The following is a 12,480-nucleotide window of genomic DNA, read 5'->3' as shown; positions in this document are numbered from 1 at the left end:
GTGGGCGTCGAAGGGCGATCAGAGTCCGGGCGGTCGCTTCCGCCGATCGTCGTTCGCGTCGACGTCGATCCCGAACTCCTCTCGCTGTTCTTTGAGCCGCTTGAGTTCGCGGTAGTAGTAGGCGATGCCGATCCCGCCGAGGGAGACGGCGACGCCGATCAGTCCGAGGAACAGCGGGACGTCCCGCGCGAGGTAGTACCTGATCGAGATCGAGGCCCCGTCGTCGATCTCGTCCCAGGTGAGGTGCTCGGTGTCGCCGACGATCTCCCGATCGTACCCGTCCGGAGAGACGTCGCCGAACAGGAAGTTTCCGGTCCGGTGATCGTCGGGGAGCGTCACCTCGTAGGACCCCCCGACGAACGCCGGGAGGTGGAACGATTTGCCCCCGGATTCGCTGGAGAACGCGAGCGTCCCGTTCTCGTCGGGGACGCGGACGGTCGTCGCGGATCGGCCCTGGTCGACCTCGAGTTCGGAGCCCGTCAGTTCCGTCCCGTTCGGGTACCAGTAGCGGACGCTGTGAACGTCGAGCGCTTCCTCCCGCACCAGCGACGAGCGGTACAACTCGAGTTCCTTCGTCCCGTCGAGGTGGTAGACTGCACGGAACTCGCCGCCGCCCACGAGGCTCGCGCCCTCGACGTCGACGGCGACGTCGGCGTCGCGCTCCCTGAGGTCGTCGTAGTCCTCCTCGCGGTCGAGTTGTTCGTCGGAGATGCCGCCGAAGACGGCCGAGCAGCCGGCGGTCGTGGTGAGGAGGGCGACCGCGAGCGCCGCGAAAACGAGGCGTCGATTCGGGGTCATGGCGTTCCTGTCACCGTCGTCGTCTCTGTCACCGTCACGGTCAGGGGACCACGCAGCGCAGTTCGGAGGGGAGGTAGCCGCCGACGCTCGCCAGCAGCCCCGGCGGATCGGTGTCCTCCGTGCAGATCACGCTCTGCTCGAGCAGGCCGAGGCGTTCGATCGTCACGTAATCCTGGGCGTGGCCCGCCCGATTGAGCGTGGCGCGCACCTCCGCACGCGTCGCGCTGTTGACGTTCAGTCGCCCGTTCCCGCGGGTCCACTCGTAGAGGCGGTCGCGCTCGTCGTCGGAGAGGCGACTCGGTTCGTCGTCGCCGCCGTAGACGAACTCGAGCGGCAGGTGCTGAACGAGGCCGAACCGCTCGCGGACCTGCGCCGGGGTGCCGGGCCCGAGGCCGAGTTCGCCCGCCGGAATCCGAACCGGCTGGCCGGCGTCGAGGACGAACCCCTCGTCGTCCCACGACTCGAGCGTGCCGACGGAGGTCTCGCCGGGCGCGAGGTCGGGGACGATCTCGCCCCACTGCTCCCGGAGGACGTTGCGGGCGACGACGGCGTCCTCGCCTTCGATCGTCACCGAGGGGAAGTCGTCGTGGCGCACGCCGAGGTCGTACTCGACGTCGAGTTCGCCGATCTCGTTGTCGACGAGCGAGCGCAGCGAGTCGAGCGCCCGGTCGCGGGCGTCCCCGTCGACGTAGAGCTTCGTCGCGAGTACGACCATCAGACCTCCGCGTCGAGGTTGAGTTCGTCCTCGAGTTCCGCGATTCGCTCGTCCATCGAGTCGACGAGGCGGTCGTTGTCCATCGCCTCCATCGGCGAGCCGCACTCCGGACACTCGAAGCCGAAGTCCATCGCCTCGCCGAACTCGAAGCGGATCGAGCAGATCTCACAGAGGTAGAACTCGTGGTTTCGCTCGTACTCCTGGCGCTCTTCCAGGGCGTCGTGGAGCCGGTACATCTCCTCCTCTAAGTTCTCCGGGATGTTGTCGTACTCGAAGGTCCAGAGGTAGGTGAGCCAGCCGGAGTCCTCGTCGCGGAGCCGCCGGTAGGTGGCGAGATCGTTTTCGTAGAGGATAAACAGCGCCCGGCGAACGTCGTTCAACTCGAGGTCGAGCTCCTCGGCCAGTTCCTCGTCGGTCACTTCCCCGTCCGGCGGCGCCGCCGCGACGGGCATCCCCTTCGGACCGACCAGCTCGTGCAAGTACTTCTGGATGACCGGATCCTCGAGCAGGTCCTCAAAAGCCATTACGTACCTGTTACCCCATAGCGCCATTAAGTCTTTTGAGGGAGACTCGCGAGCGGCGACGTCCGATCCGTTCGGACGGGGCGCTCGAGTCCGATGGCCACGTCACGCCGCCGGGAGGGTGAACGAGAAGGTCGACCCCTCACCGGGGTCGGAGTCGACCCAGATATCGCCGCCGTGGCGCTCGACGATGCGCTGGCAGAGCGCCAGCCCGATGCCGGTTCCCTCGTACTCGTCGCGGCTGTGAAGGCGGTCGAAGACCGTGAACACCCGCTCGGTGTCCTCCGGGTCGATCCCGATCCCCTCGTCGCGCACCGAGAGCACCCACCGTCGCCCCCGCCGTTCGGCCCCGACGTGAACGCGCGGCGTCTCGTCGCCGCTGTAGGTGATCGCGTTCGACAGCAGGTTCTGCATCACCTGCCGGATCTGATCGGGGTCCCCTTCCACCCGCGGCAGGTCCTCGACGGTGATCTCGGCGTCGCTCTCCTCGATGCGAAGCTGCAGGTCCTCGAGGACGTCGTCGACGACTTCGTTCATCTCGAGCGGTTCGAACGGATCGCCCTGGGTCTCCACCCGGGAGTACTCGAGGAGGCCGTCGATCATCGCCCGCATGCGGTCGGCGCCGTCGATGGCGAACTCGAGGAACTCCTCTCCGTCCTCGTCGAAGACCTCGTCGTACCGGCGCTCGAGCAACTGGAGGTAGCTTGTCACCATTCGCAGGGGCTCCTGGAGGTCGTGGCTCGCGGCGTAGGCGAACTGTTCGAGGCGCTCGTTCGACTGCTCGAGTTTCCGCTGGTACTCCCGGCGCTCCGTGACGTCCTGCACGACGAGCATCCCCGCGATAATTTCGTCGTCGGCGTCCCTGACGGGGAGGGTGTGGGCCGAGAGGTATCGATCGTGGAACTCGACTTCGAACGCGTTCGTCTCCCCCTCGAGCGCCGCGTGGAAGTACGGTTCGACCTCCTCGACCAGCGGGTCCGGATAGAGGTCGTAGACGCTGTTGCCGACGCGATTTTCCGCTTCGACGCCGACGTCGCCGAGCAGTTGGCCGCCCGCGACCGTGTACTCGAGATTCTCGTCGTACATGCAGACGGCGCCCTCGGGAAAGCTCTCGACGAGCGTGCGGTAGCGGCGCTCGCTCTCGGCGAGCTTTCGCTGGTACTGCCGGCGCTCGGTGATGTCGGTGAGGGTGACGACGCCGCGTGTCACCTCGCCCCGGGCGTTTCGCACCGGCATGCCTTCGACCCTGATGATCCGCCGGTCGCCGTCGTCGGAATCGATCTCGAAGACGTCGGGGTCGGTAACCTCCTCCCCCTCGAGCACGCGGGCCAACGTCCACTCCTCGGGCGCGACCGGTTCGTCCGAATCGACCCACCGCGCCGAGTACCGGTCGTACTCCGAGACGGAATCGGCGTCGAAGACGTCGCCGCCCCAGATCCCCTTTGCGGTCTCGTTCGCCTCGACCAGCCGCCCGTCGGCGTCGGCGACGATGACGCCGACGGGGAGGATCTCGAACAGCGTCTCGAGTTGCTCCGTGTTGCGCTGAAGCTCGAGTTCGGCGCGCTTGCGATCGGTGATGTCGGTGACCGCGCCGGGGAACGTCGTCGGCTCGCCGTCCTCGTCGGTCTCGACGCGTCCGCGGGCGACGACCCACCTGATCTCGCCCTCGTGGTTACGCACGCGGTACTCGGCCTCGTACTCCCTGCCCGCTTCGACGGCTTCTTCGATCTTCTCCTCGACCCGGTCGCGGTCGGCGGGGTGGATCGCCGAGACGAACCGGTCGATCGAGACCCCCTCCTGCGCCGCCTCCGGGTCGACGCCGAACGTCCTCGCGAACGAGGTGCCCGCGACGAACTCGTCGGTTTCGACGTCCCACTCCCACGTCCCGACGGCCCCGGCCTCGGTGGCCGCCTCGAGCTGGGATTTGGCGTCCCTGAGGTAGCGCTCGTGTTCCTTCCGTTCGGTGATGTCCTGGGCCATCGTCATCCCGGCGAAGACGTCCCCCTCCTCGTGCGTGATGGGAACCGCGTGGACGATCCACTCGCGGCCCGCGTAGCCGAACTCGACGGACCGCTCCTCGCCGTCGAGCGCGGCCTCGACCGCGGGCTCGAGCCGATCGGCGGCCGCTTCGCCCCACGCCTCGCGGACGGATCGCCCCTCGACGTCAGAAGGGTCGACCGGCAGGTACTCGAATGCCTTGCCGGCGGCCAGCGTGTACTCGAGGTTCTCGTCGAACAGCGTCACGAGGCCGTTCGGGAAGTGCTCCGCGAGGGTGCGGTAGCGCCGCTCGGACTCCTCGAGCTGCCGCTGGTACTCGCGGGGCTCGGTGACGTCCTGGGACATGCCGAGCGCGGCGAACACCTCCCCGTCGTCGTCCCGAACGGGAACGACGTGGAACTCGTAGATGCGCCCGTTCGAGGTCTTCTGGAACGCGTTCGACTCGCCCTCCTCCAGGGCGGCCTCGTACCGCGGGACGAGTTCGTCGGCCAGCGCCGTCGGGATCGCCTCCCGAACCGGTTTCTCCTCCACTTCCTCGGCCGAAACGTCGGCGACGTCGAGCGGACTGCCGCCGACGGTCTGGTACCGCAGGTCCTCGTCGACGAGCGCCACCGCGCCGTTGGGGAAGTGTTCGACCAGCGTTCGGTAGCGCCGCTCGGACTCCTCGAGTTCCCGCTCGCGTCGCGTGCGCTCCGTGACGTCGCGGTCGGAGACGATGACCGAGACGACGTCGCCCTCGTCGTTCGTGACCGGCCTGAAGACGCCGTTCAGGGTGTAGCGTTCGCCGTCGGGCCGTTCGAGGTCCGCCTCGAAGTCGACGTACTCGCCGGACGCCGCCCGCTCCGTCCAGCGCTTCACGTCGCTGCGGACCTCCTCGCCGACCCCCCACCAGGGGGTCTCCCAGAACGGCTCGCCGGTCACCGCCTCGAGGTCGGCGTCGATGTACTCCATCGCCGTCTCGTTGATGTCGAGGACGGTGCCGTCGGGCTCGAGCAGGCCCACCAGGATGTTCGGGTCCTCGAAGATGGCCTCGAACCGCCGCTCGGTGCGCTCGAGGTCCCGTTCGCGCCGCCTGCGCTCGGTGACGTCGCGGAAGTAGACGGAGAGTCCCGTCTCGGAGGGGTAGGCCCGCACCTCGAACCAGGCGTCGAGGGGCTCGGGGTAGTACTCCTCGAACGAGACGGTCTCCTGCTCGTACATCGCTCGCTCGTACTTCCGCTGGAACTCCCTCGAGACGGCCTTCGGGAACGCCTCCCAGATCCGCTCGCCGACCAGCTCCCGGCCCTCGGGGTTGATCAGTTCGTGAGCGCGTTCGTTGATGTGCGTGAACCGCCACTCCTCGTCGAGCGCGAAGAAGGCGTCCGAGATGCGTCCGTAGATCTCCTCGAGTTCGGTCCGGGCGCGCTCGTTCTCGATCGCCGAGGCGAGGATGTTCGCGACGCCCCTGACGAAGTTGGCGTCGGCGCCGTCGAACTCCCGCCGCTCGGTCGCGTAGACCCCCAGGATCCCCCGGGGATCGTCGACGGGTCCGACGAGCGCCTCGATACCGCTCTCGAGGTCGCACCCCGTCAGGGACTCGCGGTCGATCAGGCGTCCATCCGCGTCGGCGCGGACGACTCCCTCCGGCGAGCGCGCGAGTTGCTCCCACGAACGCGGGTTCACCGGGGCCGTTGCAGTCCCGACGGACGCGCCCTCCCATCCGATTCCCGCATCCAGTCGCACCTCCCCGTTCGGCAGCAGCTCGAAGACGCCGCACCGCTCGGCGCCGAGCGTCTCGGCGACCGCCGTCGCGGCGTCGTTCAGCAACTCATCGAGATCGTTAGCGGTCAGCGCGCGTTGGCTGAGTTCGGTGACGACCGCCTGCTGTCGAACGCGCGTTTGCTGACCCCCGCGTGAAGACGATCCCATTCTTGCGTTGAAAAGCGGTCCCAGCGGTAAAACCTCTCGGTCGTCTCGCACGTCGGTCGAGCGGGCGACCGATCGACGCGCCGGCGATCTCGGCCCGATCCGACGGTCCGTCGGACCGCCGACATCGGTATTCGTATGGTGGGGCCCGCCCACAGGGCGACCATGAACGTCACCATCGCGCCCTCGAGCGTCCGCGGGACCGCGCGGGCGCCCCCCTCGAAGAGTTACACCCACCGCGCGATCCTCGCGTCGGGCTACGCCGACCGGGCGACCGTGCGCGACGCCCTCTGGAGCGCCGACACCCGGGCGACCGCCCGCGCGGTCTCCCGCTTCGGCGGCAGCGTCCAGCGCGGGGACGACGGCACCCTCGAGGTGGACGGCTTCGACGGCCGTCCCGACGTCCCGGCGGACGTGATCGACTGCGAGAACAGCGGCACGACGATGCGGCTGGTGACCGCCGCGGCGGCGCTCGCGGACGGGACGACCGTCCTCACCGGCGACGAGTCGCTCCGCTCGCGTCCCCAGGGGCCGCTGCTCGAGGCGATATCCGACCTCGGCGGCGACGCGTTCAGCACCCGCGGGAACGGGCAGGCGCCGCTGGTCGTCACGGGCCCCGTCTCGGGCGGCGAGGTGTCCATCCCGGGGGACGTCTCCTCCCAGTACGTCACGGCCCTGCTGATGGCCGGGGCCGTCACCGACGAGGGGATCGAGGTGGACCTCGAGACCGACCTCAAGTCAGCCCCCTACGTCGACGTCACGCTCGAGGTCCTCTCGGACTTCGGCGTCGAGGCCCGGGAGACGGAGGCCGGCTTCGCGGTCGACGGCGGCCAGTCGTACCGCCCCGCGGACGGGGAGTACGCGGTCCCCGGCGACTTCTCCTCGATCTCCTACCCCCTCGCCGCGGGCGCCATCGCTGGCGCCGAAGGCGAGTCCGTGCGCGTCGAGGGCGCCCACCCGAGCGCCCAGGGCGACACGGCCATCGTCGAGATCGTCGACCGGATGGGCGCAGACGTCGAGTGGGACCGGGAGAGCGGCGTGATCGACGTCTCGAGCGCGCCGCTGTCGGGGATCGAAGTCTCCGTCGAGGACACGCCCGACCTCCTCCCCACGATCGCCTCCCTGGGGGCTGCCGCCGACGGCGACACCCGCATCGTCGACGCCGAGCACGTCCGGTACAAGGAGACCGACCGGGTGAGCGCGATGGCCGAGGAGTTAGGCGAGATGGGCGCCGAGACGACCGAGGAGCGCGACTCCCTGACGGTCCACGGGGGCGACTCGACCCTCTCCGGCGCGACCGTCGACGGCCGCGGCGACCACCGCATCGTCATGGCGCTCGCCCTCGCCGCCCTCGTCGCCGACGGCGAGACGACGATCCTGGGCGCCGAACACGTCGACGTCTCCTTCCCCGGCTTCTTCTCGGTTCTGGAGGATCTGGGCGTCGCGCTCGAGCGAGAGCGGTCCGACTGATCGGTCGACGGGTGCTCGTTCCCCGTTCCGTCGGCGGGCGTTTCGATCTTCCGCCTTCTGGCCGCTTAAGGCCCTGGCACCCCTCCCCTAGTCCGTGTGTACCCTCACGATCGCCTGGCGGACGTTCGACGACGCGCCGGTCGCGGTCGCCGCTAACCGCGACGAGGCGATCGGCCGGGCCTCGAGTCCGCCGGACGTCTATCGCGAGGACCCGCTCGTAATCGCGCCCCGCGACGAGCGCGCCGGCGGCACGTGGATCGGCTACAACGAGCGCGGCGTTTTCGCCGGCGTGACGAACCTGTGGACCGACGCCGACCTGGCCGGTGAGCGATCCCGGGGGCTCCTCGTCGTCGACGCGCTCGAGACGTCTTCCGCCGCGGAGGCGGCCGAGCGGGTCGAACGAACGACCGAGGAGTTCGAGTACGACGGCTTCTTTCTCGTCGTCGCCGACGCCGCGGACGCGATCTGTTTCCGATGGGACGGCGCCCTGGAGCGAACGGAGTTCGAACCGGGCGTCCACGTCGTGGTCAACGTCGCCGTCGACGACGACGCCCGAATCCCCTCCCACCGCGCCGACGTCGCGCGCCGACAGGCCGAGAACGCGCGGGCGGTCCGTCGCGCCCTCGAGCCCGAAGCCGACGGATCCGCCCACGAGTGGCTCGACCGGGTCGGGGACGTCCTCGGCGACCACGACTACGGCGTCTGCGTCCACGGCGACGGCTTCGGGACGCGCTCGTCGTCGCTGATCGCGCTCGGGGAAGCGTCCCCGGGCGACGACGAGCGCGGACGCGACCCCGCGGTTCGTCACGAGTACGCCGACGGGCCCCCGTGCGTAACGCCTTACGAACGGGTCGACGTCGAAAGCCAGCTTTAAGCGGGTCGCGGCCGCTTGATGGCACATGGACGGATCCGTTTTCCGAGCCTCGCTCGCGGCCCGGAGGTGGTCGCCGTGAGCGTGTCGTCGGTCGAAGCAGAGCTCTCCGAGGACGAACGCGCCGGCCTCGAGCTCGTCCGCGAGACGGGCGGCATCCACCAGAGCGACTTCTGGAAGGAACTCGACGTCTCCTCGCGAAAGGGCAGTCGGATCGTCGAGTCCCTCGTGGAGAAGGGCCTCGTCGACCGCGAGGAGACGGTCTACGCCGGGCACAACACCTACTACATCACGCCCACCGCTCGAGACCTCGATTTCACGCTGCTGATGGCCGGCGACATGCTCTCGCCGTTCATCGGCGAGGAGGAGGTCGACCCCAACAGCGACGCCTTCTCCCAGTGGATCATGAACCTCGCCTACCAGGAGTAGACCCGATCCTCCGGCCCGTCAGGTTCCGTTTTCGCGACCGGCTGAACAGGCCGCGAGTCACGCGAGCGCGTCGGGATCGGCCTCGAGCGTTCGCATCGCGAGCCAGTAGTTCGCGAGCGGGTGGTACCCCGGCTCCACCGCGGGTCCGCGGTCGGGCTCGATACGCGCGTTTTCCCGATCCACCCGCTCGTACCAGTTCCCGCGGCGCGGATCGATCAGGTGCTCGAGGGCGTACGCCCAGAATCGGTCGTACCACTCGGCGTACGCGTCGTCGTAGCGACTCAGGAGCGCGCTCGCGCCGATCGCCTCCGCGTGCGCCCAGCCGTACCTGTCGGCGACGACCGGCTCGCCGTCGGCTTCGACGGTGTAATAGAGGCCGCCGCGCTCGTCGTCCCAGCCGAGGTCGACCGCCGCGTCGAACAGCTCCAAGGCCCGCATGAGGAGCCACTCCTCCTCCCGGTGCTCGGACGCCAGCGCGAGCAGCTTCGCCCACTCCGCGTGGTGGCCGGGCTGGTACCCCGGCGGCCGGAACTGGTGGGTCGGCTCGTCCTCGTTGTACGAGCGGTCCGGCTCCCACTGCTCGGTGTAGTGTTCCCACAGCAGGCCGTCGGTCGCGCTCGTCACCTCGCGGGTGAACCGGTCGGCGACGTCGAAGGCGCGCTCGAGGTACCGCTCCTCGCCTGTCGCCTCGTACGCCGCGAGCAGGGCCTCGCAGGCGTGCATGTTGGCGTTCGCCCCGCGGTACGGCGCCACCGTCTCCCAGTCGGGGTCGGCCCGATCGGCGTACAGGCCGTGCTCCGGTTCGTAAAACCGCTCCTCGAGCACGTCGAAGGCCCGTTCGAGTTCCGCCCGCCCGCCGGGGATTCCGGCCTGGTGGGCCCGCGCCCCCGCGAGGAGGGCGAAGGCGTGGCCGTAGCAGTACCGAGTCCGGTCGACGGGGGTTCGGCCGTCCAGCAGCCAGTCGTAGCCCTCCCGGTCGTCGTCCCAGTGGACCGTCGAGAGAAAGCGCAGTCCGTGCTCGGCGGCGTGACGACACCAGCGCGGGCCGTCGGCGAGCGCGCCGAGACTGAAGTTGTGGACGCCTCGCGCGGTGGCCACGAGGTGTCTACTCCGCGCGTCGTAGACGTGGCCGTCGCGCTCGTCGAGTTGGGCGACGTACCCGCCGACCGACTCGTCGAGCATTGCCGGGTAGTACGCGTTCAGCACGTCTCGGAACGCGTGCCGGAGGCCCGCCCGCGTCCGATAGATGTTCGTGTCCTCGGTCACGTCCCTCGAGGGTTTCACTCGAGAGATCTTGTCGATTGCGCTGAGTCCCGGCGCACCGTCGCGGCCCGCCGAGACGACGCTACTCGTACTCGTAGGGGTCGAACCGGTCGATGAGGACGAACGGGTCGCGTTCGCGGTTGTAGTACGGGACGTCGCCGTCGATGGCCTCGATGAGCCGCCGGTGGACCTCTCGAGCGGCTCGGCCCTCGTCGGGCTTGAGGTGGTGGAGCCCCCGCATGTCGGTCCAGAAGCCGCCGTCGAGCCACAGCACCGTCTCCGCGTCCGACTGGTAGACCACCTCCCCTTCCTCCGTCAGCCCCTCGATGGCGAGTTGGCGGCCCGACAGTTGGGCGCGAGCGAGCACGGCGACGAGCTGGCGGCGCGACACGGGCGCGTGCAGGGCGACGTCGTCGATCGTCTCGCCGAAGTACCCCTCGACGAGGTCACACGCGCGCGAGAACTCGTCGAACTCGACCGAGTGATTCTGCGCGATCTTCATGAAACTCCCCCCGTTCGATACGTACTCTGTTCGATACGTCGCTATAAAAACTATTCGTCGGGGATAGGGGGGTCGGTTTACGTCGGGTCGTGGTGGAACGCTGGCGCACGCCGTTCAGGCGAGCGCGCTCGCCGCCCGGATCAGCGCCGCCTCGTCGAAGGCGGAGCCGACGAGCTGGAAGCCGACCGGGAGGCCGTCGGTCTCACCCGCGGGGACCGAGATCGCCGGCAGGTCGGCGAGGTTGACCGGGACCGTGTTCGCGTCGGCGAGGTAGAGCTGGAGGGGGTCGTCGAGGCGCTCGCCGAGTTCGAACGGCGGCACCGGCATCGTCGGCGAGGCGAGCACGTCCGCCTCCGAGAGCGCCTCGTCGAAGTCCCGTTTCACCCACGCGCGGGCGTCCTGTGCCTTCTTGTAGTACTTGTCGTGGTAGCCCGCCGAGAGCGCGTACGTCCCGAGCAGGATCCGGCGCTTGACCTCGTCGCCGAAGCCCTCCTCCCGCGCTCGAGCGAACGCCTCGTTCCAGTTGCCGTCGTAGCCTCCCGAGTGGCCGTAGCGGACGCCGTCGAACCGGGCCAGGTTCGAGGAGGCCTCGGACATCGCGATCACGTAGTAGGCCTCGACGGCGTGCTCGACCGACGGGAGCGAGACCTCGTGGTAGTCGGCGCCCTCGTCCTCGAGCGCTCCGATCGCGTCCCAGAACGCCTCGACGACGCCCTCGTCGGCGCCCTCGAGCAACTCCGTGGGAACGCCGATCGTGAGGTCGTCGACGTCGCCGGTGGCCGCGTCGGCGTACGAGTCGACTTCGTCGCGCCCGGACGCCTCCCGGGTCGTCGCGTCCCGCTCGTCCGGCCCCGCGATCACGTCGAGCAGTTGGGCAGCCTCCTCGACGCTGTTCGCGAACGGTCCGATCTGCTCTAAGCTGTTCCCGTAGGCGACGAGTCCGTACCGCGAGACGAGCCCGTAGGTGGGCTTGATGCCGACGACGCCGCAGAAGGCGGCCGGACAGCGGATCGAGCCGCCCGTGTCGGTGCCGAGCGCGAGGTCGGCCTCGCCGGCGGCGACCGCGGCGGCCGACCCGCCCGACGAGCCCCCGGGGACGTGCCCCGGCGCGGCGGGATTGTCCGTCGGACCGAAGTACGAGGTCTCCGTGGTCGTCCCCATCCCGAACTCGTCCATGTTCGTCTTTCCGACGATCGTCGCCCCGGACTCCTCCAGCCGGCGAACGACCGTCGCGTCGTACGGCGGGACGTACTCCTCGAGCATCTTCGACCCGCAGGTCGTCCGGACGCCCTCGGTCGAGATGTTGTCCTTCACCGCGACGGTCCGGCCCGACAGCGGGCCCTCCCCGTCGCCCTCGATCGTCTCCTCCGTGATGTAGATGTTGTCGCTCATTGTCGTATCCTCGTCGTTCGGGTCAGGAGACGTTCGGTCCCTTGAAGTAGCCGTCCTCGGTTTCCGGGGCGTTCTCGAGGGCCTCCTCGCGCTCGAGGGAGGGACGAACCTCGTCGGGCCGCATGACGTTCGCCAGGTCGGCCTCGCGGTCGACCTCGGGCACCCGATCCAGCGTCTCGAAGTACTCGAGGATGTCCGCGAACTGGTCGGTGAACCGCTCGACCTCCTCCTCGGCGAGGTCGATGCGGGCCAGCGTCGCGACGTGGCGGACCTCCTCCGGACTGACGGCGTCGGCGTCGTCGCTCATACACAATCGCACCCGCCTGTCGGGAGTAAGGGTTTCGATACCGTCGGCTCTCGCTCCGAGCGAATCCCTGTCCGGACCTCCAGTCAGTAGACCACGAGCACGACGCCGGTCAGCGCCATCGCGACGGCGATCCCGACCAGCAGCAACAGGAAGAGCTCCTTCTCCGAGAGTCGACGGCTCGAGTCGGGGTTCGATCCTGTGGAGGACACGACTGCGTTTCCCTACCACCCGGACCGAGTTAACTCTCACCGGCTACTCGACGATTCGACGAACCGGACGACCCGACGAACCGGACGATCTCGAGCGAGA

Annotated in this window: 12 protein-coding genes; 3 read left to right on the top strand and 9 right to left on the bottom strand. The window is 69.0% G+C overall.

Annotated features, from left to right (window positions below; genetic code table 11):
• Nucleotides 1-18 precede the first annotated feature (18 nt).
• The 4 genes from RJT68_RS13090 to RJT68_RS13075 all read right to left on the bottom strand — a co-directional run bounded on the left by RJT68_RS13090 (nucleotide 19) and on the right by RJT68_RS13075 (nucleotide 5,940).
• Nucleotides 19-798, bottom strand: a complete 780-nt coding sequence (locus RJT68_RS13090; RefSeq protein WP_407037000.1) for a DUF5803 family protein — start codon at nucleotides 796-798, stop codon at nucleotides 19-21.
• A 40-nt stretch (nucleotides 799-838) separates the two neighbouring features.
• Complete coding sequence (locus tag RJT68_RS13085; protein ID WP_407036999.1) at nucleotides 839-1,513, bottom strand: DUF2110 family protein; 675 nt, start codon at nucleotides 1,511-1,513, stop codon at nucleotides 839-841.
• Nucleotides 1,513-2,037: a transcription factor E gene (gene tfe, locus RJT68_RS13080; protein WP_407036998.1), complete on the bottom strand. Its 525-nt coding sequence runs from the start codon at nucleotides 2,035-2,037 to the stop codon at nucleotides 1,513-1,515. Before tfe ends, RJT68_RS13085 begins: the two co-directional genes overlap by 1 nt.
• Nucleotides 2,038-2,139: 102 nt before the next feature.
• Nucleotides 2,140-5,940 carry a PAS domain-containing protein gene (locus RJT68_RS13075; RefSeq protein ID WP_407036997.1) on the bottom strand — a complete coding sequence of 1,267 codons (3,801 nt, stop codon included), beginning with the start codon at nucleotides 5,938-5,940 and terminating at the stop codon, nucleotides 2,140-2,142.
• A gap of 162 nt (nucleotides 5,941-6,102) precedes the next feature.
• On the opposite strand from RJT68_RS13075, the gene aroA reads away from it, so the two are divergent.
• The 3 genes from aroA (at nucleotide 6,103) to RJT68_RS13060 (ending at nucleotide 8,707) form a co-directional block, all read left to right on the top strand.
• Complete coding sequence (gene aroA / locus RJT68_RS13070; protein ID WP_407036996.1) at nucleotides 6,103-7,407, top strand: 3-phosphoshikimate 1-carboxyvinyltransferase; 1,305 nt, start codon at nucleotides 6,103-6,105, stop codon at nucleotides 7,405-7,407.
• A 94-nt stretch (nucleotides 7,408-7,501) separates the two neighbouring features.
• On the top strand, nucleotides 7,502-8,281 hold the full coding sequence (locus tag RJT68_RS13065) for an NRDE family protein (RefSeq protein WP_407036995.1): 780 nt from the start codon (nucleotides 7,502-7,504) through the stop codon (nucleotides 8,279-8,281).
• Nucleotides 8,282-8,356: 75 nt separating this feature from the next.
• A complete protein-coding gene (locus RJT68_RS13060; protein ID WP_407036994.1) occupies nucleotides 8,357-8,707 on the top strand; it encodes a helix-turn-helix transcriptional regulator in 351 nt (116 codons plus the stop codon).
• A 57-nt stretch (nucleotides 8,708-8,764) separates the two neighbouring features.
• Here RJT68_RS13060 and RJT68_RS13055 read toward each other — a convergent pair whose 3' ends face one another.
• The 5 genes from RJT68_RS13055 to RJT68_RS13035 form a co-directional block, all read right to left on the bottom strand.
• Nucleotides 8,765-9,973: an AGE family epimerase/isomerase gene (locus RJT68_RS13055; RefSeq protein ID WP_407036993.1), complete on the bottom strand. Its 1,209-nt coding sequence runs from the start codon at nucleotides 9,971-9,973 to the stop codon at nucleotides 8,765-8,767.
• Between the two features lie 79 nt (nucleotides 9,974-10,052).
• Nucleotides 10,053-10,472, bottom strand: coding sequence for a hypothetical protein (locus RJT68_RS13050; protein WP_407036992.1), 420 nt, complete (start codon nucleotides 10,470-10,472; stop codon nucleotides 10,053-10,055).
• Between the two features lie 114 nt (nucleotides 10,473-10,586).
• Nucleotides 10,587-11,864 carry an Asp-tRNA(Asn)/Glu-tRNA(Gln) amidotransferase subunit GatA gene (gene gatA / locus RJT68_RS13045; protein ID WP_407036991.1) on the bottom strand — a complete coding sequence of 426 codons (1,278 nt, stop codon included), beginning with the start codon at nucleotides 11,862-11,864 and terminating at the stop codon, nucleotides 10,587-10,589.
• Nucleotides 11,865-11,886: 22 nt separating this feature from the next.
• Nucleotides 11,887-12,171 (bottom strand): Asp-tRNA(Asn)/Glu-tRNA(Gln) amidotransferase subunit GatC, encoded by a 285-nt coding sequence (gene gatC, locus RJT68_RS13040; protein WP_407036990.1) that lies wholly within the window; start codon nucleotides 12,169-12,171, stop codon nucleotides 11,887-11,889.
• An 83-nt stretch (nucleotides 12,172-12,254) separates the two neighbouring features.
• Entirely contained in the window at nucleotides 12,255-12,380 is a 126-nt protein-coding gene (locus RJT68_RS13035; protein WP_407036989.1) for a hypothetical protein, read from the bottom strand.
• Nucleotides 12,381-12,480: the final 100 nt, after the last annotated feature.

It is taken from the genome of Halovalidus salilacus, assembly GCF_031852275.1.
GTDB lineage: Archaea > Halobacteriota > Halobacteria > Halobacteriales > Natrialbaceae > Halovalidus > Halovalidus salilacus.
The sequence above is the reverse complement of the archived record's forward strand: the minus strand, read 5'-3'. Positions and strand labels throughout refer to the sequence as shown.

Coding starts and splice junctions, on each gene's coding strand:
- RJT68_RS13090 (WP_407037000.1), bottom strand. CDS start 798: ATGACCCCGAATCGACGCCTCGTTTTCGCGGCGCTCGCGGTCGCCCTC.
- RJT68_RS13085 (WP_407036999.1), bottom strand. CDS start 1,513: ATGGTCGTACTCGCGACGAAGCTCTACGTCGACGGGGACGCCCGCGAC.
- tfe (WP_407036998.1), bottom strand. CDS start 2,037: ATGGCTTTTGAGGACCTGCTCGAGGATCCGGTCATCCAGAAGTACTTG.
- RJT68_RS13075 (WP_407036997.1), bottom strand. CDS start 5,940: ATGGGATCGTCTTCACGCGGGGGTCAGCAAACGCGCGTTCGACAGCAG.
- aroA (WP_407036996.1), top strand. CDS start 6,103: ATGAACGTCACCATCGCGCCCTCGAGCGTCCGCGGGACCGCGCGGGCG.
- RJT68_RS13050 (WP_407036992.1), bottom strand. CDS start 10,472: ATGAAGATCGCGCAGAATCACTCGGTCGAGTTCGACGAGTTCTCGCGC.
- gatA (WP_407036991.1), bottom strand. CDS start 11,864: ATGAGCGACAACATCTACATCACGGAGGAGACGATCGAGGGCGACGGG.
- gatC (WP_407036990.1), bottom strand. CDS start 12,171: ATGAGCGACGACGCCGACGCCGTCAGTCCGGAGGAGGTCCGCCACGTC.